This window comes from uncultured Megasphaera sp. (assembly GCF_958350005.1).
In the GTDB taxonomy this organism is placed as follows: Bacteria; Bacillota; Negativicutes; order Veillonellales; family Megasphaeraceae; genus Megasphaera.
This window is the reverse complement of sequence record NZ_CATWFF010000013.1, coordinates 1-22,156: the sequence shown is the minus strand read 5'-3', so window position 1 is coordinate 22,156 and position 22,156 is coordinate 1. Positions and strand designations below refer to the sequence as shown.

Genomic DNA, 22,156 nt, shown 5'->3' with positions numbered 1-22,156 from the left:
GACTTTATGCAGGTATCTCCCAAATTGCATAAGCGATTCACTCCGTTTTGTGCGTTTCTTCGTTCCTTCAAAACGGCTTCTCTGCTTATACCACATGAATCATCTTTTCACATCGATTTTATACGGTATCTCCCAAATTGCATAAGCGATTCACTCCGTTTTGTGCGTCTCTTCGTTCCTTCAAAACGGCTTCTCTGCTGTCTGTGATTACCACAGCAGCTCGCCTGCGACAATGCCAATCCAGCAGCAAATGAAGGCGCCCAGTATATTCAGGCCGCCATATAACAGGGCATACATCATATCCCCTGCCCGTACCAGCGTCAGAAGTTCCATGTTAAACGTGGAAAACGTCGTAAATCCTCCTAACATCCCGGTAATAACAAATAACTTCACCGTCGGGGGGATCATGTTGTGACTCTGAAATCCCATCATCAGCAGGCCAATGAGAAAAGACCCGATGACATTGACCAAAACCGTTCCATACGGGAATAAAATACCACCGTGCAAATTAGCCCATACAGTCACACCATACCGCAGAGCTGCGCCAATCCCGCCGCCAACGGCAACGGCAACTATTGCTTCCATTCTATCATCTCCTGAAAACGAAAAAACTCCTACCCTTTCCCAAAGGTAGGAGTCATCAACACGATATATATCGTCATCTGCGGCGAACCCCATCGCCTGTGCATTTCTTCTTTATTATACAGGAAGCCCTCTCCCTGTCAATAGCATACCGATCTAATTCACGGATATACGCCGGGCTTCTTATTCATCACAAATAGGAACAACAATTTACACGATATGATGTTCCTTGGCCAGTTTAGCCAGGTATTCGGCTGAGAAAGTCGTATACTTCGTAATCATGTCGGTGTGTATGCCATCTCTCAGCATGGCCAGTGCTGTTTCCAGCCGAGTTTTTTCTACCCCTTCTGCTTTTCCTTCTGCCTTTCCTTCTGCTTTACCTTCAGCTCTTCCTTCTTCCCAGCCTTCTGCCCGATTCACCCGGGCAATCCGTTCAAATTCCTGTTTTAGTGTCATATATTCTCGCCTCGTTTCATCGTGCCGCTTTACGCGCTGGACTTCTGCATCAACGTCTTTCATGAAAACCCCTTCAGCGTCTTTTCCATCAATATACTGCAAAAACGCTGCTATATCCGGATCAATGCCTTCTGTCCGACCCTTGCTGTTCAGAAAGACCTTCGTCGTCTCATCTCCCAGAGCGATAGTCCCGTCTTCTTCACACTGATTGCAGAATGTGTACTTCGGCAACCCCTTGCCAAAGAGATCAAAGGTACAGATAAAGATAATATACGTCGGATTCAGGTCTTCATACAAGCCGCCTTTTTCCAGTACTTCCATGTCGATCATGCCCTGATAGTACCGGCTCCGCTTGGCCAGCTCGCCATCTTTCCCGGCACTGACCTGCATTTCAATGTCAAACACGCGTCCCGTATCGTCCTGTACATACACGTCGAGACGCACACTCTTGCTGTCCAAACGGATGTCAATGGTCTTCTCCGACTCCGGATAGGTAATCTTTTCAATGGTAATATTCAGTATCTTTTCGATCAAATGCTTGCAGATCCGCGGATTCTGCATGACCTTCTGAAACAGGAAATTATCCTGCAGCGTCAGTTCTTCCCACTCTTTATATCGTACCACCAGGTCACCTCTTCTCTTGATAACAGCCACCTGCATTTCAATATTGAAGACACGGCCAGTGTCATCCTGGACATATATGTCCAGGCGAACACTATCCAGCACCGAGCTATGCTCGGTGTAAGCGATTCACACATGTTTGCGCGTCGCTTTACAGCTCCTTCAAACATGGTTCTCTGCTTATATTATACCATGGCGCTTGAGCCGTAGGAAAGAACCTTGCACAGATGACATAACACAAACATCCCGACTCTGCCGTCGCAGAATCGGGATGTTCGTTGTAAGTACTGAAGTTGTGTGACCTATCGGTCAGGGCAATTTATTTTGCCTGTGTTTCGGCAGTTTCAGCCGGTTTTGTTTCAGCGGCTTTTGCAGCTTCTGCGTTATCTTTTGCCTGTGCTGCAGAGATTTCCGTCTTGAATTCGTTGACCAGCTTCTGATCTACTTTAGCGCCCTTTTTCATGGCTTTGTAAATCAGTTCAGCCATTTCGTACCGCGTCATGGTACGATCGCCGTGGAATTCGCCGTCCGGATAGCCCTGAACAATGCCGTTGCCAGCGAGCTGTGCGACTGCATCATAGGCCCAGTGGTTTTCCGGTACGTCCGGGAAGGCTTTCTGCTGCGACGGATCGATAACAGCCAATACAGAAGTCAGGTTCTTGTTCTGTGCTTCCAGTTCGGCAATCTTCTTATCCATTGCGGCGAGCCGTTCCATGATGGCGCTGTTGGAAGCAGGAGCTTCATCAGCACCCTGGCCTACGCGGAACGTAACGCCCAGGTTAGCAGCCGTCTTGTTGTCGCTGCCGAAGGACGACGATGCGCCCAGGGACATCATGACGTCGCGGTTGAAGTGATAGAAGCCGCCCAGAGCAGCTGCCTGCGTGCCGTCGTAGGTACCAACAGCGGCAGAAATCTGGAACTTCGAGCCAGAGCCATCATAATCGAGGGGATGGAGACCAGCCAAAGCGGCGGAAATAGCACCGACGTTGTCCACTTCTTCACCCAAATCGCTCAGGCCGCGGCCCAGGGAGTTGATGGCTTCACGGTTCTGCTGGATATCAGCCGTGTTCTGGTTGATACCTTTTTCAACCGTATCTGCACCGTTTTTCAGTTTCAGTGCGCCCTTTTCACCAGTTGCACCGATAACCTTGTTCGTTGCAGCAATATCAGCCGTATTCTTATTAATACCAGCTTCAACGGTCGCTGCATTATTGGTCAGTTTCAGTGCCCCGTTTTCACCACTTCCACCAATGGTATTCTTAATGCCTTCAACATCTTTGCTGGTTGCTACAGCAGAACCATTGACAGTAATACCATTTTCACCAATAGTCGTATTGCCCACAGTAAGGTTATTCGTCTTAATGCCATTTTCATCAATAGTCGTAGCACCGTTGGCAAAAGACGCACTGCCTGCTGTCAGCTTTCCGTTAATAGTAACGTTACCTTTTTCGTCCTGTGTCACCTGATTTTTCGTTGCTTCTTTTACAACAGAATTCAAAGTGTTCACATTGACCGCTGCAGAGCCATCAAATCCGTCTGCAGCAGAATTGGTAACTGCATTAGCAAGACCACGTACAGCAGTACCATTGGCACCGCTTGTAAATGTAACACCGCTAATGTAGGACGCGGTATTTCCCAAATAGGACTGACCTACAGAGAGAATTCCCTGGCTAAACAGATTGCCATCTTTATCAACCACAAGTTTTCCATCCGCAAAGAAAGCTTCATCAGCGGTTACTTTGTTGGCTTTTACTTCTCCATCTTTAAGAGTAACGCCGTGGATAGTATTAGTTGTTCCTTCATCCCACTTTACAGAACCTGCTGTAGCTGCTTGGATAGAACCCTTCATCTGGCCATAATTAACTGCCTGGTCATCTTTTTCAGCAGCTGCCAGATTACTGATTCGTCCATCACCATTGAACTGAACATTGCCAAGATCAGCTTTCGCTGCCATAATGCCACCGTCTTTAAGCAGTACGCCATTGGCCATTCCGTTTTCGAGCGTAATGCCACCAACATTGGCTGTAGCAGCTTTCAAATTACCATCTTTATCAACTACAAAGGTTCCGCTGTTATTCTGGAAATCACGACCATTGATGGTGCCAAGGCTGTGTACATCGCCATCGTTGGTTACGGAGAAGGCGTTATGGTCATCAACTTTACCAATAGCAAGAGCTGCTGCATCGTTGTCAGTCGTATTGGACAACGTTACACTACCAACTTGGACTTTATCTGCAGTAACTGCACCATTTTCAAGGCCTACTCCGTGAATCTTGTTGGTGTTTTCATCCTTTTCATCCCAGTAAACGACGCCCTTGGTAGCTTCGTTGACTTTAGAGGTCAACTGCCCATAATTGACAGCATCGGTAGCTTCCGTGCCGTTCGCTACACCGGTAATCTTCTGACCGCTCATGTCTGCGCCATAGGCAGTTACATGCCCTGTAGGAGCTACATAGAACGGAGCTTTTTCAGGATCACCGCTGAGGTTGCCTACAGCCAGGCCTTCTGAATAGATGAAACCAGCATTGACATAGCTTGTACCATTGCTGTTGCCCAGTTCTACTCCGCCAATAGTGCCGGATGCAGCTGTAAGATTGCCGTCTTTATCTACTACAAAGGTACCGCTGTTATTCTGGAAATCACGGCCATTTACCGTGCCAAGGCTATGTACATCGCCATCGTTAGTTACGGAGAAGGCGTTATGGTCATCAACTTTACCAATAGCAAGAGCTGCTGCATCTTTGTCAGTCGTATTGGACAACGTTACACTACCAACTTGGACTTTATCTGCCGTTACCGTGCCGTTTTCAAGACCTACGCCGCCGATGGTGCCGAGTTTAGCATAGATGTTGTTTTCTACGCCCAGATTGGTAATCGTTGCTGTGCTGGCAGAAAGATTGCCCTTTACGCCAAGATTATCAATAGATGCAGTAGCCGCATTGATATTACCGCCGTCGATTTCTACGCCGCCAAGGTTAGCACTGTTGGCTTTGACTTCACCATTTACAGTTACCTTGTCTACGGTAATGTCTTTCGCAAGGCTGACAGTGTATTCCTTGCCGCCGTCTGCATTTTTCCCTTCACTCAGTTCGATATTATCTCCCTTGACGACAGTGGTATGCTTCTTAGCAAGGTCTCCCGCTGCCGTAATCTGTTCAGTATGCTTCTTAAGGGTTTCCGCATTTGTCTGTACCTGGGTATCAACTTTGTAGATTGCATCGGTGACATCTGCGGCCCCTTTAGCATAGGCTGTACGGCTAAAATCGGCACTGCCAAGGGTTTCTTTCAGACCATCAGTTTTACCAGTAAGTTCTGTATTCACTGCATCAAGCTGGCCTTTGTTGACAGCATCAGTATCATTGACACCAGCCGCTACGTTGGCAATCTTATTGTTGGAAACATCAAGACCGCCTTTCAAGGTGGTATAGCCGTCGACTTCAAACTTGCCGCCTACTACCTGATTGCCTACGACCCACTGATTTCCTACAGTCTGCGCGCCGGTGACATACTGGTTGCCTTTGACTGTGCTGCTGCCGTCAATGACTGCATCGCCTTTCACACTCAAGTCTTTGTCTACAGTCTGATTACCCTTGATCGTAGAATTGCCATCGACTTCAGAATTACCACCAACTACCTGGTTGCCTACAACCCACTGGCTTCCCACGCTCTGCGCACCGGTGACATACTGATTGCCTTTGACCGTAGAATCTCCTTCTACAGTCTGACTATTCTTTACGATCTGTTCGTTGACCGTGCTGGTTCCTGTAACTGTCTGGTTGCCATTGACCCACTGGCCGCCCATGACAGACTGCGTTCCAAGCACGTTCTGACTGCCTTTTACTGTAGAATCTCCTTCTACGGTCTGACTATTCTTTACGATCTGTTCGTTAACTGTGCTCGTCCCTGTAACTGTCTGGTTGCCGTTGACCCACTGGCCGCCCATGACAGACTGCGTTCCAAGTACGTTCTGGCTACCTTTTACTGTAGAATCTCCCTCTACGGTCTGACTATTCTTTACGATCTGTTCGTTAACTGTGCTCGTCCCTGTAACCACCTGGTTACCATTGACCCACTGACCGCCCGTAACAAACTGCTTTCCAGTTACAGTGGTATTGCCATTGAGCAGAATGCCCTGGTCATTGACCGTTACAGAGCTCTTTCCATTGGTCATGCCAATCGTCGATCCTGTCATTACCAGCTGGGAGGTATTATTGGTAATCCCTGTAAGTCCAGCCTTATCCAGGTACAGAGTAGCACCGTTGCCGGTAATCGAATTCAGTTTCTGGCCGGTTGCGGCAACATGATCCCACTGCACAGCGTATTTAGTTGCGTCGCTGAGCTGTTTCACATTGACAGCATCCGTTTCAGCCTTGCCAGCTGCTACGTTAGTAATCTTGCTGTTGTCTACATTGAGACCACCAGTAACTTTTGTACCATCCTGACTGACAGTAAAGCCCTTCTGACCAACAGTAACAGATGCACTATTACCTAACAGTGTTACATTGGCCTTGCCGTTTGTAAGACCTGCTGTATCAGTGGACAGCAACAGTTTAGATCCATTCTTTGTAATGGTATTGCCGACACTTCCATCCTTAGCATTATCCCACTTCACCGCACTCGCATCGAGGGCTGTGAGTTTTGTCGTGTTGGCATCGGATGCTGTTTTAGCTTCTGCAGCAGCTGCATTGACCGTGTCGAGCTGGCCTTTGTTGACGGCGTCCGTCGCATTTTTACCTTCTGCTACGTTGATAATCCGTCTATTGAAAGCAGGCTGTCCATTCTTGCCGGAATTGCCCACAGAAACGACACCAGTCGGTTCCAGGGACTGGGTGTCATTGGCATTGTGGAGAATATCGTCATAGACGACAGCGCTGTTCCGACCGAGTACGACAGAACCATACGTACCTGCACCGGCAGAAGCGTTGCTGCCAACAACGACAGCCGCAGCAGTATCAGCTTTAGCACCGTTACCGGCAACCACAGCATTTGTCACTGCCGGAGTTGCAGTACCGACTTTGCCTCCGATGACAACATTGCCTGTTTTATTGTCAAAACCGTTATTTCCGCCGTTCTGTTCCAACGCGGTGACTTTATCGGAAAGTACGTCATAATTTGTCTGGAGTCCGCTGACGTTTGTCTTTGCTGTCGCCACGTCTGATTTAACCGCATCAAAGTTGTTCTTAAATGTAGTGACAGTACCCGTGTTGAGCGTATAATGATTGTCTGTATTGGGATCGCCGATAACAATACCGTCTTTAAAATTATATGCACCGTCAGAGAATGTGGCTCCACCATAAACATACATTTTAGCAGTTCCACCTGTCATCGGATTTTCGGGAACAATTGCAATCCCAGTAGTTGGCAATTTAGCACCTACAGTAGTTGCATGTCCTTGTCCCTGACCAATAACAATGCCTCCCGTACTTACTGAAGCAATATAATTATCTTCCTCATTCTGGAGTTTAGTTTGTACACTAAGCGAATCACCAGATACAACTGCTGCCTGCACGCTTACACCGCCGAGCAATGCCGTTACAGCGAGCACTGCTGCCATACGGCCTGCTGCGGATTTCGAGCTGCCGCCGCGGCCTTGCTGATGGGCAAATTCAGAAGCTACCTGATAGCAGCCTTTTGCTTTATTCCAAATTACTTTGTATATACGATTCATCGTATGTTCTCCTTTCCTACTCATATAGGACCCGGGGGTATATTGACACAGGCCGATGCTGTTCGTTTTTGCCTGTGCTGTCATGGCGCATGAACGCCGTGACGATCTCGCTGATGATTGATAAACCACTGCCGACAGCAGGCAGCACAACAAAAAATACGGCGTCGATCACCGGGATTCCGGACTGTAACGACCTTTCCACATTGTCGACAGACAAACGTCCGCTCGACAGATACGGATTTTGCCTTTTTATTTTGCTTCCAGTACCATCGTTCACAGTGCTGGCTGCAAAACTTCATGCGCCGGTCCCGGGAATCCCGAATCTGCACCTTTTTTCCGCACTGCAGGCACGTAAATTCCCGCAGTACCGTTTCCTGACCGTTTTCCGTGCGATACGTTTTATTTTCAATGCCATGACGATAGGCGTATTTCCGGCATGCTGCGCTGCAGTATTTTTGTGTGCATCGGACAGGTTCAAATTCCTTTCCGCAAACCAGACATTTCCGGCTCATGCCGCTGCTGTCCTGAGAAAGCGGGGCATGTTCACCAGACCGACAGTCAGGCACGCCAAATAGGACACCGCCGCCTGGCGCTGTCCTGCTATCTTCCTATGAATCCACAACGAGACAGACTGTCCCCATTGTGCTGTATATACAAAGAAATGCCATAAAACCTCTACATCAGGATACCCCCCCCCCGGTATATGTTAGGGCATTTGCCTGACGGATAGCCTTATTCTTCCAAGTTAACCACAAATACTCATTCTGGACAGGGTTCATCACCTTCACCTCCTTTCTGTAATTGATTTCATTATATATTCTTTAATAAGGAAAATCAATACTCCCCCAGACAGTTACGATATACAAAAGAGCTGTCACACGAGATAAGGACAGCTCTTTCTGGAGATACCGAATTCTGACACATTGTCAGTATGTACTGCAAGATTAAGGTTGATATTTCCGTTCTATACGACGGAGGCGGAATGTCAGAAGGCCAGCAGAACACATGACGCCCAGGACCAGGCCCTGCCAGTACGAATAGGGGCCGGCATCGGTATAGGTATCCAGCAGAATACCAGTAGGAAAACAGATGCCCCAATAGGCCACCATCATGAGGGCAAAGGGGACGCGCACATCTTTATAGCCGCGAAGAATGCCCTGAATGGGACAGGCAATGCCGTCGAAGGTCTGCCAGGCTGCTGTATATATGAGAAAATGACCAATAAGAGGAATCAGAGCTGCATCGCCGGCATAGATAGACGCAATGACATTCCTTCCCAAGATAGAGAGTGTCGCCGCCGTCATGCCGCAGCCCAGAGCCAGAGCCACGCCCAGCCGGCCAAAGCGCCGGGCCTGGTCGTACCGATGAGCACCGACTTCAATGCCAACCAGAATAGTCAAAGCCATGGAAAAGGACAGGGGCACCATATAGATCAATCCGGAAAAATTCATGGCCGCCTGATGGGATGCCAGTATATCCGTACCAAAAGGCGTCATGAAAATAATGATAAAGCCAAACAGACTGGACTCCATAAAGGCCCCCAGACCGTTGGGAATGCCAATAGCCAGATACTCCCGCAGGCTGCTCCACCGGCAGGCGAGGCTGCTGACGATGGCCCGGCCCTGGAAGCAGTCATCCCAGTAGACGGTCACAGTAATAAACAGGAACAGAAGCAGGGCATAGGTCAGGGCCGTAGCCACGCCGGCACCGATGCCGCCGAGCCTGGGCGCACCCCACATACCAAAGATAAACATATAGTTCAGGAGACCGTTGACTGGCAGGGCCGCCAGAAAGAGGCTCATGGACAGCGTCGTGCTCCCGACCGTATCCGTCAGGGCCCGGAAGGGCATGACCAGAAACTGGAAAAAACTGCCGATCACGACGGCCAGGAGATAGTACCGCGCTACATGTTCTACGTCCGGCTCCAGGGCAAGGCCCTGCATGAGGGCATCTATGCCCAGCCAGTATGCTGTCAGAAGCGTCACAGCCGCCAGGAAGGCCAGGTACAATCCAGTTCGTACAACAGCGGGAATCGCAGCTTTTTCCTTTCTTCCCAAGAGCTGCGCAATAATAGGCGTTGCCGCAGCCAGTATACTCATAATGCCCACCATGAGCGGCATAAACAGATTGGCCCCTACGGATACGCCGGCAAGATCGGCAGCACCGGCATGGCCGGACATGGCAGTATCAATAAAATTCATTCCCACTGTAGACACCTGGGTAATCAGCACGGGAACCATGACGGCCAACAGTTTCCGGCAGTCGTGCAGCAGCGATGGAACGTTCATAACTCCTCCTCATGACACCAAAAAAGGACGCCATTCCTGGAAGTATCCTTCCATTCCGTCTGTTCCGGAACCCATGCACAACTGCGAAGATATGGTCGCTCTGTACGTATCCGGTAAGACTCGTCCTCTTTGGGTATTATATCATGAGGGGTTATTTTTGTATATGTGCACAATACCAGTCCTGCCCCATCCCGTCAGCTGCGTGTATGGGCCCGCAGGAGAATGACTACTTCTGTTTCTTTGCTGGACTTGTACTTGCTGCGAAACAGCTTGCCCAGCAGGGGAATGTCGCCGAGAAGCGGCACTTTTCGCAGACTTTCCACGTCTTCCCGGCGAATGAGCCCGCCAATAGCCACGGTTTCGCCTGGGTTCATGCGCACGACCGTCTGGGCCTGCCGGGTCGCAATGCGGTAGGCTTTTAATTCAGGCACGAAGACAGGCGTACTGACTTCGGCCGTAATATGGGATGTTACGCTGCCGTCGTCGTGAATCCGCGGAATGCAGCGCAGTTTAATCCCTGCATCTTCGTAGGTCGTCGTCGTCGTTTTCTCGCCGCCAGACAGATGTTCTGTCTGAACGGGAATCTTATCGCCAATGAGGATAGACGCCTCTCGGCCATTGACCGAAAGCATATGCGGCCTGGCCAGAATATGGGCACTGCCTTTTTCTTCCAGGGCCCGAATCTGAGCAATAAAGGAAAAGGTGTGATCTCCGGAGCCGCCGGACAGGGCCGACCAGTCCCACTCTACGCCGGCCTGACGCAGGGCGCTGCGGTCAATGGAGGCCACTTCGACTTCAATATCGACTTGCTGCGGCGCTGTATCCAGCTCATCAATCAGCTGCTGTACCGCTGCCGCTTCCTGCCCGGTTCCGCCGATGACAACGGAATTCGTATCATCATGGCGCCGCACATCGGCATCCGGCACCAGGGCCCGCACCGCTTCGGCAATGTCTTCAGGCGCCGCGTACTGCAGCTGCCAGACATAGGCCTGCTTCATTCCTTCTTTTCCATTGCGGCGGCCAGCAGACATGGTGCGGATAGACCCTTTCTTTTCGTAAAACAAATTCTGCTGCCTCGCAATAGCTGCCAGGGCTTCCTCAGCCGTCACATCCTGCAGATGAACGGTCAGGGTGCCTTCTACGGTGTCATCTACGATCAAGTTAATCTGGGCACTGCGGGCCAGTCCTTCCAGGACGGACCGCACCGGCACGTCCTGGACCTGAACCGACAGAGCGCCGGCCATTCCGCAGGCAGCACTCCACAGCGCAAGGCCTGCACTAATACACGCAACCTGTTTCTTCATGGTCATCTCCTTATTTCTACAATACCCTTGTCCGTATACAGGCCAACAGCCTGATCCTGAATATAGGCCACACGGTATCCGGCAAATTCTTCCCCAACAGCACAGACTTTCGTTTTTCCGTCTTGTGCCAGGAAAGCCAGACGCGTGTGTCCCTGGTGAAGTATGCCCTGCAGAACCGGATATACCGGTGGTTTCGGCATATTCTGCGTGGATGCTGCTGCAGGCTTTGCCTGTGTCTCAGCAGGCAGTTTTGTATTGGCAGCCTTCTTCGGCAGGCTGCCATCAAACAGGTCCGGAAGGGGACGGCGGCGCTGAGTCTGTGCTGCAGAGCACAGGAGCTCGCCTTTGATGCTGTCTTCATGATGGACCGTTTCCGACGCAGAAAAAACGGGAGAAGAAGAACTGTGACTGTTCTTCTTCTCCCGTATCACTTCGTGTCGGCTGGAAGGCGCACCATCCCAGCAGAACCAAATGCCGGCCAAACAGAGCATAATTACCCCGTATGGGAGCCACGTTCTCCTGTGATGAGCTAAAAAGTTCCTTCCCCGTTCCATCAGGACAGCTAGCTTATTTCGTATCTCCATAGCCTTCCGGATGGAGCCGGTGCCATTGCCAGGCATCGGCTATAATCGTCTGAATATCGCTGCGCTGCGGCTGCCAGCCTGTTACCTGGCGGATTTTTTCCGACCCGGCAATGAGCACGGCCGGATCACCGGCGCGGCGCGGCGCTTCTTCGACGGGAAAATCCCGTCCTGTAACGGCTTTTGCCGTCTGAATCATATCCCGTACGCTGAATCCATGCTGAGAACCCAGATTGAAATACTGCGACGCACCGCCCTGGGCCAAATAGGCCAAAACCCGGCAGTGAGCATCAGCCAGATCGGTTACGTGAATATAATCGCGAATACATGTGCCATCTGGCGTAGGATAATCAGTACCGAAAATCTTGATGCTCCTGCGCTGTCCCAGAGCGGTCTGCAGGATAAGGGGAATCAAGTGAGTTTCCGGCGCATGATCTTCGCCAATAGTGCCGTCCGGCGCGGCTCCGGCAGCATTGAAATACCGCAGGGCCACGTATTTCAGGCCATACGCCCGGCTGAACTGGGCCAGCATGGTTTCAATCATAAGCTTTGTCTGGCCATAAACATTGGTTGGACAGTACGGCATGTCTTCCGTAATAGGCGTCTTCTCCGGCTCGCCATACACAGCGGCTGTAGACGAAAATACGAAATAAGGCACGCCGGCCTGACGGACTGCTTCCAGAAGGCAGTAGGAGCCGACGACATTATTGTCATAATACATGGATGGATGTTCCATCGATTCGCCGACCTGGCTGTGGGCGGCAAAATGCATGACTGCATCAAAAGCGCCGTCTGTCAGAATATTCCGCACCGCATCGACATGGTGAATGTCCTCTACAACAAGCGGTACGCCGTCCGGGACAGCACCGCGGTGACCGCGGGACAAGTTGTCCAGCACGGTCACGTGATGCCCCTGAGCCAGCAGGGCCCGGACAGTATGGCTGCCAATATAGCCGGCGCCACCAGTAACTAATACGTTCATAAACATTTATCCTTTCTTGAGCTGCTGCAGCCGACTGCCGAGATAGCGCTTATATACTTCGACGCCAGGCTGGTCAAAGGCATCGACATTGGCCAGTTCTCCTTCGTAGGCAACAGACAGGCACAGCATAAACATGAGCTCGCCCAAATGGTACGGCGTCAATTCCGGCAGAATATAGTTGGCACTGGGCCGTCCTTCACCGGCCAGGGCTTCGGCATTGGCACTGCGGGCAGCTTCCAGAATCTGACTGAGCTTCAGGCCGCTGAATGCTGCCAGTTTCGGGTAGGCATCGTACTGATGGGGTACGCTCATATCATCAGGCCAGTGGGCAACAGAAACGAACTGGACGACTTTATCCTTCGGACCTTCCTGGTGTTCCTGCGTCTGGGCATGCATATCCGTCGTTCCGACGGCAACGATTGGCGTACGGCCATAGTGAACGACATGGCCCTGTTTATTCAGCCGCTTTCCCAGAGATTCTGCCAGAAGCTGAATATACCATTCTGCCAGGGATTTCAGCGCATCAGCATAAGGCATAAAGACTTCCAGATTCCACCCGTGCCTGGTTCCGGCCAAGTATTTCAGCACACTGTTCATGAGGGCCGGATTCTGCCAGATATCGCTGCTCTGGCAGGCCTTGTCCATATCCCGTGCCCCGGCCAGAAACTGCCGGATATCAAAGCCGACCAAAACGCCGACGATAAGACCTACTTCAGAAAATACGCTGAACCGGCCGCCAATGCCGTCAGGAACGTAGAAAATAGGCCACCCTGACGTGCGGGCCAGGCCGTGCAGCAGCGTTTCGCCGTCGCCTTCATGGGGATCTGTAACGGCAACCGTTTCCAGACGGATGCCGGCATCCTGCAGAGCCTGCTGGAAAATCATGTAATTGGACATGGGCTCAATGGTGGAGCCGGACTTGGAAATGACGACAGCCATTACAGTATATTCCGGACTGGCAGCGCTGCTCTTTTTCAGAAACTGAATAAGGCTGCGCAGTGTATGGGAATCGACATTGTTGCCGGCAAAAAACACCTGGGGATAGCCATTGCGGTCTTCCCTGCTTTTCAGATTCCAGAACGGGCCGCACTGCACATCAAACAGTACCTTGCCGCCCAGGTAGGAGCCGCCTATGCCGAAGAATACGACAGCATCTACGCGGTTGCGGACAGTACGGGCCAGTTCTTCCAGCGCAAGAATCCGTTCGGGACTGTTGATATTCCCTTCTGCTACGTATGGAAGCTGCGGAAACAGGACGTCTTCGGGCTTGCCGTCTTTGGAGACATGTCCGGCCATCTGTCCCGTTCTGCGCATGGTCATAATCGCTTCATGCGCTTTTTCATATGCCGGCTTCAGGGATGTTATATCTGCTTCTGTAACCTTGTCCGGACCATAGAGATGAGCCGCGTCAACTATAAATCCGGACTTCAATGCAATCGTCGCCATTATCATTCACAGCCTTTCATCAATAGTTTACTATAAAGCCATTATAACATAAACAGTATAGTCCGTCAGTATATCTGTTTCGACATGACGAATAATTTACATGCAAAAAACAGCATGTCAGACTATACACATCTGACATGCTGTTCAGCCTACTAAAACCGAAGCATAGAATGTAAAAAGCTTTTTGTCCGTTCGTTCTGGGGATGTTCAAATACCTGCTGCGGCGTCCCTTCTTCCTGAATGACGCCATCGGCCATGAAAATGACGCGGTCAGCCACTTCCTTGGCAAAGGCCATTTCATGGGTGACAATGATCATGGTCATATCTTCATCAGCCAGCTGCTTAATCGTCCGCAGTACTTCGCCGGTCAGTTCCGGGTCCAGTGCCGATGTCGGTTCATCAAACAGCATAATATCCGGATTCATGGCCAGGGCACGGGCAATGGCCACGCGCTGTTGCTGGCCGCCGGACAGACGGGACGGGTACTCATTGCGCTTATCCCACAGGCCGACTTTCTGGAGCAGTTCCTTGGCTTCGGGCATAATTTCTTCCGTCTTCATGCCCTTTACGATGCGGGGCGCTTCCAGAATATTATCCAGTACGGTCATATGAGGAAACAAGTTAAAATGCTGAAAGCACATGCCCATACGGCGACAGATTTTTCGTACCTGTGCCGACGGGGCATAGACAGAATGGGCTGCCTGATTCGGCTGGCTGGCCATGACGTCGCCGTCGACGGTAATACTGCCGCCATCAATCGTTTCCAGCTGACACAGGCACCGCAGGAACGTACTCTTACCGCTTCCGGAGGGGCCGATAATCGAGACGACTTCGCCTTCTTCTACGTGCATCGTCACGTCTTTCAGCACTTCCAGGGAACCAAAATATTTTTTTATATGATCCATTTCAATAAAGCTCATAACTGCGTCCTCCCTTATTCATCGTATACGGCATACCGTTTTTCCAGATAGCTGAATATTTTGGTAAGAATAAACGTGAAAAACAGGTAAAATACAGCAGCAACAACGAATGCCGTTGTGTCAAAATCACGCTGTACAATGGAGCGGGTAATGCGCAGAATGTCGTTCATGGCCAGGATATATACTAACGACGTATCTTTCAGCAAGTTGATCGTTTCATTTGCTACTGGCGGCAGTACGCGCTTAACGACCTGGGGAAGAATGATGCGGCGCATGGTCTGAACATAGGTCATGCCCAGCACCTTGGCGCCTTCATACTGCCCACGGTCAATGGACTGAATACCGCCGCGGAAGATTTCAGCAAAATATGCGGCATAGTTCAGGACAAAGGCAATAATGGCCGCCGGGAAATCGGGAAGCCGCAGCCCTTCAATGATGAAAGGCAGGCCGTAATAGATGAAAAGAATCTGCAGCATCAGCGGTGTGCCGCGCATAATGTAAATGTATGCGCCCATGGCTTTGCGCAGAGGCATAATGCGGGAAATACGGGCTATGGACATGAGAATTCCCAGGGGAAGGCTCAGGGCAATGGTAATAATAAAAATTTTCAGCGTAATTTCCAGTCCTGCCGCTACAGCAGGAACAATATTAAATAAGTAATCCATCTTTTCTCCTTGCTCATCAGGTAATACGCACAAAGGTGACAGGCTACAGACGCGTATATCCGCCTGTCTCCTATCACCCCTGCGACACCGTATGTTTTATTGAACTTTTACCGTAATGTCGTCGTTAAACCATTTTTGTGATAACTTCGTCAACGTTCCGTCAGCACTCATATCTTTCAGTACGCCGTTCAGTTTTTCCTGCAACAGCGTATCTTCTTTGCGCATGCCAACGCCGTACTGTTCGTCGCCCATCTTATCGTCGACGACTTTATACTGGCCCGGCTTTTTGCTCATGTAATACCGGCCGACGACGCTGTCTACGAGTACGCCGTCAATTCGTCCCAGTTCCAGATCCATGAAAGCCGCCACGAAATCGCCGTACTTTTTGACATCTTGCAGCGAGTTTTTGAAATCAGCCTGTTTGTCCAGGGCTTCTACGGAGCTGCTGCCTTCCTGGGTGCCAACTACTTTGCCGGCCAGACCAGCCCGGTCGGCAACAGGGGAATCGGTGCGTACGACGAGGATCTGGGCATTATTCAAATAGGGCTTGGAAAAGGCAATCTGCTTGGCCCGGTCTTCCGTAATCGTCAGGCCGTTCCACAGCATATCTACCTGTTTGCTCTTAAGAGCTGCTTCTTTACTGTCCCAGTCAATAGGTTTAAATTCGACCGGCACGCCCAGGCGTTTTCCCGCTTCTTTTGCCAGGTCAATATCAAATCCGACAAGTTCACCGCTTTCATCATGGAATCCCATGGGCGGGAAATTATCATCCAGGCCGATGACAATTTTATCGGGCAGCTTCTGTTCTGCTGTCTTCGTTTCGCCTCCGCAGCCAGTCAGTACTGCCGCAGCTGCTACAGCTGCCAATCCTGCAGTCATCCATGTTTTTACGTTCATTACTCATTCCTCCTACATCGAAATATCTATGCCAAACCATTTTTCTGAAATCTTTTTAGACGTGCCGTCATTATGCATATCTTCCAGCACTTTATCCAGCTTTGCCTTTAATTCCGTATCGTCTTTGCGCATGCCGACACCGCTGGGAATATCCGGATATCCTACATCAATAATACGGAAATCAGCCTTGTTCTTCGTCATAAAGTAAGCAGCTGTCGTCTTGGCTACGACAACGGCATCAATACGGCCTACTTCCAGATCCATAAAGGATGTGACGTTGTCAGAATACTGCTTCAATTCTTTAAACGAATTTTTTACGTCCGGTTCCGCTTCAATCGCTTCCAGGCCCGTACTGCCCTGCTGGGTCCCTACGATCTTACCGGCCAGGTCAGCTTTTCCCTGAATCGGTGAATCACTGCGCACTAATACGATTTGCGGACCATTTTCATAAGGTCGGGAGAAGAGGATATTCTTTTCTCGTTCCGGCGTAATAGACAGGCCGTTCCAGATAGCGTCAATATTCTTGCTTTTCAATTCCGTTTCTTTGCTGTCCCAGTCAATCGGCTTAAACTCTACTTCGATTCCCAGCCGCTTGGCCGCTTCCTTAGCCATGTCAATATCAAAGCCTACGAGCTGGCCGCTTTCATCATGAAACCCAAAAGGCGGAAAATTATCATCCAGACCAATAACGATCTTATTCCGCTGGGCTGTTCCTTCACTGCTCGTTTTATCAGCACCGCATCCTGTCAGCATACTGGCAGTCATTATAAATACAGCGCCCATGGCAACATACTGCTTCCACTTCATTCTCCCGTTCCCTCCATTACGAAATCACTGATACAAGCCCTATTGTACTTTATTTCATTAAAATATTGAAGAGATTAGACAGGCAAAAACCGGCATATTATCTTTCAAATACGCTTGTTTTTACCCTTTTTCACCTGTTTTTGCCCGATACCTTCTTTTTTTATTTATGACACGTCATCTGGCTCTTCCTGGGCCTTCTTGAGTCGATCAATAATCCGCTGTTTATTCTGCTTGGAAAGGAACTGCAAGTGTACTGGCAGGACAGCAATGCCGCCTTCTTCCGCTTTTCCCAGCTCGATTTCCTGCCAGCTGTCAGATATGAGAAAAATATCCTTATATGGCAAAAAGATAAAGCTCTTTTCTTCATGAAACTGCTCATCATAAAAATCCTGAAAAGACATGAACTGGCGACGCACGGCCAAGCCCTTTTTCGTCACATAGCAAATGACATCGCGCTGCCGGTGAATACGCCACAGACAAAACAGCAGGACCGCTATATTATCCAGTTTGGCAGCCAGTGTCGTTTCGCTGAGCATCCCCCAAAAGAAGTACATGCCTGCCAGCGTGAATAACAGCTGCATGGGAACGGAAAACCATTTCGAATTTTCATAGCCTGCTTCAATATCACCACAATGGGGATACCGACGCTGGAGTTCTTCTTTGGTAACCATACTCTGTACTCCTTGTAAAAAAGCGGAGAACGTCCATGCGCTCTCCGCAGCTGCCAAGTTGGCTAACGATTTTTCTTGCTCGTCTTAGGCGCCGTTTTTATGACAACATTGCGGCCATCTTTAACGACTTCCAGGGAAATATCGCCGACACCGTCCTTGTAATAGGCCAATTTAATATCCAGAAGCATTTTGCCTACCTTTTCCTGCAGATCATCACTGAAAAACTGTCTGCGAAAATCGGCAGCACTCTGCTTGGCCGGCTTTTTCTGCAAAACTGGCCGCTTAGTCGGCTCTTCGTCATCCCAGTCAGCCGTTTCAAAGGTAATTTCTTCCTTAACACCTTTAAACATGTCTTCAAGGGATCGATTTTTAGGTATCTTATGCTTTGCCATGGTATATCACACCTTATCGTTTAGTATTATCCATTTTATCAGACGCTTCGCGCATACTGTTCAGCGTAATCTTAGAAAAGTCTTCTGGCGTCTTATAGGTGGCGATCTTGGTAAATCCCCGTTTCAGCCGTCCCCGATAGGCAGCTACGACTTTGTCATCCCGGTTCATTTCAGCAATAAATATTTCCTGTCCGTCTATGCCGACAAGGCGGAATTTACCGCTCGGCGAAATTTCCCGCCAGCTGCTGGTAGCGCCTTCAAACATATAGACAACGCCAGTACGAAGGTTATCATAAAAGAAGGTGTCCGAATCATAGAATACGGCAATGCGGCCAATATTTTCGGCCTGCACATGAATACGCCGCGTATCATAGTTGGCATCGGTCCGATAAATGCGATACCGCTTCGGCCCTACTTCCAGCTTCATGTATACGACGTTTGTCGCCGTAGAATATGCCACATCGACAATCTTGCTGTCTGCCGGCGCATCTTCAATAGGCGTGTCCAGCTCCCGTTCCGGATAAATGGGGTTGTACTGGGCAATATATACGCCGTATTCCCCGGTCTTATCATCGCGGCCATAGGTCGCAAAAATAGCCAGATTGCGGTCAGGCAGCCACTCGAAGAAAGATACTTTGCGCCCATGCAGGCTAATGCGCTGGGGCTCGCCCTTTTTTCCGGCTTCATAAATCGTTACATTGTCATCGACAACTGTTGCCATAAAGCGCTTATCGAAGGAATAATAGGACTGGCCGTTTGTTTCCACGCCAAATCCCAGTGCTTCCTGCTGGTTCGTACCAGCAATCTGAAAGTCCGAAGTTGGCGCAAACAGAACAGAATCTAAATAGACGTATATGCCGGCTTGTATGGCAATCCCCAGGACAAAGGCGCCCATCACTTTTCGTAGTTTCATACCTTCCTCCTATTTGACGATAAATGCCGTCGGAATCATGCGTTCGCCGAGCAGATCAGCCGGTTTATTAATAACTTTTCCGTTTAAAAACAGCGTTGAACTGGAGCCGCCGTCCAGATTAGCCGCAATAACGGCGCCTTCTTCATAGAGAATATTCTGCAGATCCCGCAAGGTAGCGCCTACGGAGTAACCAGGCTGACGACCGTCAACGACTAAAAACAGCACAGTGCCGTCTTTGCGCTGGCCAATGGCAGTACGTGGTCCTACACCCCAGCCGCCATCGCCGGTTGTAATCATTTTCTCTCCATTGACGATCAGGGTCGGACCAAAGGAAATGCCCTCTTTGGCATTCATCTTAATGAGTTCCCCTTTGCTGTACGTTCCGGCAATGAGCTGCCCTTCGTCGTTAAACCCGACAAATTCGTTGGTTTCATCATCCGATACATCGGCACCCAGTAAAAATTTGCCGTCATGAATGATAAAGCCATAGGGGCTGCGGCCCGTTCCCGTCCCATTAGCATCATAAAATCCGCCGGCATTAATGGCGGCTACGGCATGATTACGGGTTGCAATGCCACTCGTCGTATCGCCTTTTTCATCCATATTTTCCGCCGTAGCTACTTGCAGACGCTTGGGATTGGGAATTTCCAGCAAAAAGCCTTTAAAGCGACTGGAATCAATATTTTTTAAATTCAATGACGAATCGCTGCGAACCTGAAAATCGAACAGCTGCTGTTTAGGAGCCGTACTGATACCGCCCAAAATCTTATCGATTTCTTCCTGGGAAAACAGCCACGTAATATATTGGGGATGACGGCTTTTTAAAATAGCGCCGACAACGGTCCGCTTAAGGTTGTCAAAAGGTCCAAACAGCACGACAAAAGGAGATGTGACAGCAAAAAATACCATCATTAAGATTAAGAATTTTCCAATTTCCTTGAAGTATTTCTTCATGTTTACCTCAGAACTAAAAGATTTCAGCGCCTTATCGCTCTTCGTAGTGCTCCGTCGTAATGCGCTGCTTAAAGTTTTCTATATCGACGGCATTGCCAATCCAAATACGTTTGACCGCATAAGGATTATCGCCTTTCTTCGCCCATCCCGGATTCATCGTAAAGGCCAGTTTGATGCCGTGCTTTTTCATCGCTTCTTCTACAGCCGGATTTTCCCGGCCATAGGGATAACAAAAGAATTCATTGGTACTTCCCAGATGCTTTTTAAGCTCTTCCTGACTTTTTCGCACTTGTTCATCAATTGCAGCCGGCGACAGTTCAGCCAGTCGTATGTGCTCATACGAATGGGACGAAATAGAAATGCCTCGTTTTTGCATTTCCGTAATCTGATCCCATGTCAGCCGTGCGCCATCATCAGCATCCCGGGTCGGAATGAATACCGTGCAGGGGAACCCATATTCTTCCATAACAGGCGTTACGATAGAATACGTATCAGGATACCCGTCATCAAAAGTCAGCACAACGGGATTTACCGGCACAGGACTTCCTTTTGTCATATACTCATACAGTTGCTGCAGCGTAATCGGGTGGAACCCATTATCTTTCAGGAACTTCATTTGTTCTCTGAAGTGGGATTCCAGCAAAACCGCATCGTTATCAGGAACATCGCCAATCATGTGATACATGAGGACGGGAATGCCTTTTTCCGGAACAGCCATTTCGACCTGTTCCTGCGGCGGAGCTGCCGTGTTTGCTGCAGAGTCACCTGTAGTATTCGTACCAGCACATCCGCCTAACAACGTACAGCAAGTCAGGGCCATGACTGCCCATTTCATAATACGCAAAACCCAAGACCCTCCTTATACTTCGCGTGCCGCAACTACTGGCAGCTCGTCATACCGGCCAGCAAAGAACAGGCGAATATAATGTTCCGCATCGTTACGGACCTGTATATCTGCTTCGACAGAATGATAGCTTACACAAGGAGTCAGCAAAAACTCCGGCCGGGCAATCATCTTGAGCAGCATGGGGCTGGGATGTTCCATAGACAAAACATCTAATGCTGCACTGCGGATATGCCCATCATCAATGGCATGGTATAAAGCGGCTTCATCAGCTAACCCGCCGCGACAGCAGTTAACGAAAATAGAGCCCTTTTTCATTTGTTCGAATTGTTCATCCTGAAATATGTACCGCGTTGTTTCATTCAGAGGCATATGCAGGGATACAACATCACTGCTCCGCAGTAATTCCTCAAAATCAACAGGGCGAACGTGATTGGCTTCCATGACCTGTTCACTTACAAAGGGATCATAAGCCTGTATCTTACAGCCAAAGGCATGAAGCCGTGAGGCTACGGCACGACCAACATGTCCAAAGCCAACAAGACCGATGAGATTGCTGGAAACGCGATGAATCGGCCAAGAAATGGTACCGTATTCCCAACGGCAATTACTGCGTATATCGTTTTGGTATTCCGGCAGCTGACGAATTAAAGACAAAATCATGGCGCATGTATGATCGGCAATATCGTCAACGCAATATGACGTATTATTGATTACTAAAACTCCCCTGCGCCTAGCCGCTTCCAAATCAACCGCATCAGAACGGGTAGACAAAATAACAATTAACTTCAAGTCGTCCAATCGTTCAATCAACGAAGCAGAAACAGTTTCTGACTTACAAATAATGACATCCGTATCTTCCATGCGATCAGCCATTATATCCTCATTTTCAGATGGGCAGTATTCTACGCGTGCTATGTCACGCAACCGCTCTCCAAAATCATCTTCGTCCTGACGTCCTGTCAAAACACTTATGTGATACATATCACAGCCCCTTTTCTTAAATGCAAAAATTTCTCTGTACCAACAAAACCATACAGATACATTTAATTATATAACACCTATTTGCCAATTAGCAAGTATATCCCCTAATTCCGGAAAGACTGAATGTGTAGGTTTGTCAAACATCCGTTACACTTGATTTGGAAAAAGAACGAAGCACTTC

The 22,156-nt window shown here is 49.4% G+C and carries 19 protein-coding genes and 1 riboswitch; all 19 genes read right to left on the bottom strand.

Features of this window, described 5'->3' with window-relative positions; all coding sequences use genetic code 11:
- Positions 1-207 precede the first annotated feature (207 nt).
- Complete coding sequence (gene crcB, locus Q3886_RS01760) at positions 208-585, bottom strand: fluoride efflux transporter CrcB (protein ID WP_301859443.1); 378 nt, start codon at positions 583-585, stop codon at positions 208-210.
- Between the two features lie 39 nt (positions 586-624).
- Positions 625-691, bottom strand: a riboswitch (Fluoride riboswitch).
- Between the two features lie 101 nt (positions 692-792).
- On the bottom strand, positions 793-1,764 hold the full coding sequence (locus Q3886_RS01755; RefSeq protein ID WP_301859442.1) for an Rpn family recombination-promoting nuclease/putative transposase: 972 nt from the start codon (positions 1,762-1,764) through the stop codon (positions 793-795).
- Between the two features lie 214 nt (positions 1,765-1,978).
- Entirely contained in the window at positions 1,979-7,327 is a 5,349-nt protein-coding gene (locus Q3886_RS01750; protein WP_301859441.1) for an ESPR-type extended signal peptide-containing protein, read from the bottom strand.
- Between the two features lie 80 nt (positions 7,328-7,407).
- Positions 7,408-7,839, bottom strand: coding sequence for a hypothetical protein (locus Q3886_RS01745; RefSeq protein ID WP_301859440.1), 432 nt, complete (start codon positions 7,837-7,839; stop codon positions 7,408-7,410).
- A 432-nt stretch (positions 7,840-8,271) separates the two neighbouring features.
- Positions 8,272-9,615 carry an MATE family efflux transporter gene (locus Q3886_RS01740; RefSeq protein WP_301859439.1) on the bottom strand — a complete coding sequence of 448 codons (1,344 nt, stop codon included), beginning with the start codon at positions 9,613-9,615 and terminating at the stop codon, positions 8,272-8,274.
- Between the two features lie 194 nt (positions 9,616-9,809).
- Positions 9,810-10,919 carry a type II secretion system protein GspD gene (locus Q3886_RS01735; RefSeq protein WP_301859438.1) on the bottom strand — a complete coding sequence of 370 codons (1,110 nt, stop codon included), beginning with the start codon at positions 10,917-10,919 and terminating at the stop codon, positions 9,810-9,812.
- Positions 10,920-10,921: 2 nt separating this feature from the next.
- Positions 10,922-11,350 carry a hypothetical protein gene (locus Q3886_RS01730; RefSeq protein ID WP_301859437.1) on the bottom strand — a complete coding sequence of 143 codons (429 nt, stop codon included), beginning with the start codon at positions 11,348-11,350 and terminating at the stop codon, positions 10,922-10,924.
- 136 nt (positions 11,351-11,486) lie between these two features.
- Positions 11,487-12,482 (bottom strand): UDP-glucose 4-epimerase GalE, encoded by a 996-nt coding sequence (gene galE / locus Q3886_RS01725; RefSeq protein WP_301859436.1) that lies wholly within the window; start codon positions 12,480-12,482, stop codon positions 11,487-11,489.
- A gap of 6 nt (positions 12,483-12,488) precedes the next feature.
- On the bottom strand, positions 12,489-13,928 hold the full coding sequence (locus tag Q3886_RS01720; protein WP_301859435.1) for a glucose-6-phosphate isomerase: 1,440 nt from the start codon (positions 13,926-13,928) through the stop codon (positions 12,489-12,491).
- Between the two features lie 152 nt (positions 13,929-14,080).
- Complete coding sequence (locus Q3886_RS01715; protein WP_301859434.1) at positions 14,081-14,848, bottom strand: amino acid ABC transporter ATP-binding protein; 768 nt, start codon at positions 14,846-14,848, stop codon at positions 14,081-14,083.
- Positions 14,849-14,862: 14 nt separating this feature from the next.
- Positions 14,863-15,513, bottom strand: a complete 651-nt coding sequence (locus Q3886_RS01710) for an amino acid ABC transporter permease (protein ID WP_301859433.1) — start codon at positions 15,511-15,513, stop codon at positions 14,863-14,865.
- A 96-nt stretch (positions 15,514-15,609) separates the two neighbouring features.
- Positions 15,610-16,410, bottom strand: a complete 801-nt coding sequence (locus Q3886_RS01705) for an amino acid ABC transporter substrate-binding protein (protein ID WP_301859432.1) — start codon at positions 16,408-16,410, stop codon at positions 15,610-15,612.
- 12 nt (positions 16,411-16,422) lie between these two features.
- Entirely contained in the window at positions 16,423-17,217 is a 795-nt protein-coding gene (locus tag Q3886_RS01700; RefSeq protein ID WP_301859431.1) for an amino acid ABC transporter substrate-binding protein, read from the bottom strand.
- A gap of 164 nt (positions 17,218-17,381) precedes the next feature.
- A complete protein-coding gene (locus Q3886_RS01695; protein ID WP_301859430.1) occupies positions 17,382-17,888 on the bottom strand; it encodes a hypothetical protein in 507 nt (168 codons plus the stop codon).
- A gap of 62 nt (positions 17,889-17,950) precedes the next feature.
- Positions 17,951-18,280 (bottom strand): hypothetical protein, encoded by a 330-nt coding sequence (locus Q3886_RS01690; protein WP_301859429.1) that lies wholly within the window; start codon positions 18,278-18,280, stop codon positions 17,951-17,953.
- Between the two features lie 13 nt (positions 18,281-18,293).
- A complete protein-coding gene (locus Q3886_RS01685; protein ID WP_301859428.1) occupies positions 18,294-19,193 on the bottom strand; it encodes a hypothetical protein in 900 nt (299 codons plus the stop codon).
- A 9-nt stretch (positions 19,194-19,202) separates the two neighbouring features.
- Positions 19,203-20,147 carry a phosphodiester glycosidase family protein gene (locus Q3886_RS01680; RefSeq protein ID WP_301859427.1) on the bottom strand — a complete coding sequence of 315 codons (945 nt, stop codon included), beginning with the start codon at positions 20,145-20,147 and terminating at the stop codon, positions 19,203-19,205.
- Positions 20,148-20,178: 31 nt separating this feature from the next.
- Positions 20,179-20,982, bottom strand: coding sequence for a polysaccharide deacetylase family protein (locus tag Q3886_RS01675; protein ID WP_301859444.1), 804 nt, complete (start codon positions 20,980-20,982; stop codon positions 20,179-20,181).
- Positions 20,983-21,006: 24 nt separating this feature from the next.
- Positions 21,007-21,975 carry a C-terminal binding protein gene (locus tag Q3886_RS01670; RefSeq protein ID WP_301859426.1) on the bottom strand — a complete coding sequence of 323 codons (969 nt, stop codon included), beginning with the start codon at positions 21,973-21,975 and terminating at the stop codon, positions 21,007-21,009.
- Positions 21,976-22,156 lie beyond the last annotated feature (181 nt).

Coding starts and splice junctions, on each gene's coding strand:
- crcB (WP_301859443.1), bottom strand. CDS start 585: ATGGAAGCAATAGTTGCCGTTGCCGTTGGCGGCGGGATTGGCGCAGCT.
- Q3886_RS01740 (WP_301859439.1), bottom strand. CDS start 9,615: ATGAACGTTCCATCGCTGCTGCACGACTGCCGGAAACTGTTGGCCGTC.
- Q3886_RS01715 (WP_301859434.1), bottom strand. CDS start 14,848: ATGAGCTTTATTGAAATGGATCATATAAAAAAATATTTTGGTTCCCTG.
- Q3886_RS01750 (WP_301859441.1), bottom strand. CDS start 7,327: ATGAATCGTATATACAAAGTAATTTGGAATAAAGCAAAAGGCTGCTAT.
- Q3886_RS01735 (WP_301859438.1), bottom strand. CDS start 10,919: ATGAAGAAACAGGTTGCGTGTATTAGTGCAGGCCTTGCGCTGTGGAGT.
- Q3886_RS01710 (WP_301859433.1), bottom strand. CDS start 15,513: ATGGATTACTTATTTAATATTGTTCCTGCTGTAGCGGCAGGACTGGAA.
- Q3886_RS01680 (WP_301859427.1), bottom strand. CDS start 20,147: ATGAAGAAATACTTCAAGGAAATTGGAAAATTCTTAATCTTAATGATG.
- Q3886_RS01695 (WP_301859430.1), bottom strand. CDS start 17,888: ATGGTTACCAAAGAAGAACTCCAGCGTCGGTATCCCCATTGTGGTGAT.
- Q3886_RS01685 (WP_301859428.1), bottom strand. CDS start 19,193: ATGAAACTACGAAAAGTGATGGGCGCCTTTGTCCTGGGGATTGCCATA.
- Q3886_RS01745 (WP_301859440.1), bottom strand. CDS start 7,839: ATGAGCCGGAAATGTCTGGTTTGCGGAAAGGAATTTGAACCTGTCCGA.
- Q3886_RS01720 (WP_301859435.1), bottom strand. CDS start 13,928: ATGGCGACGATTGCATTGAAGTCCGGATTTATAGTTGACGCGGCTCAT.
- Q3886_RS01690 (WP_301859429.1), bottom strand. CDS start 18,280: ATGGCAAAGCATAAGATACCTAAAAATCGATCCCTTGAAGACATGTTT.
- Q3886_RS01705 (WP_301859432.1), bottom strand. CDS start 16,410: ATGAACGTAAAAACATGGATGACTGCAGGATTGGCAGCTGTAGCAGCT.
- galE (WP_301859436.1), bottom strand. CDS start 12,482: ATGAACGTATTAGTTACTGGTGGCGCCGGCTATATTGGCAGCCATACT.
- Q3886_RS01700 (WP_301859431.1), bottom strand. CDS start 17,217: ATGAAGTGGAAGCAGTATGTTGCCATGGGCGCTGTATTTATAATGACT.
- Q3886_RS01675 (WP_301859444.1), bottom strand. CDS start 20,982: ATGAAATGGGCAGTCATGGCCCTGACTTGCTGTACGTTGTTAGGCGGA.
- Q3886_RS01670 (WP_301859426.1), bottom strand. CDS start 21,975: ATGTATCACATAAGTGTTTTGACAGGACGTCAGGACGAAGATGATTTT.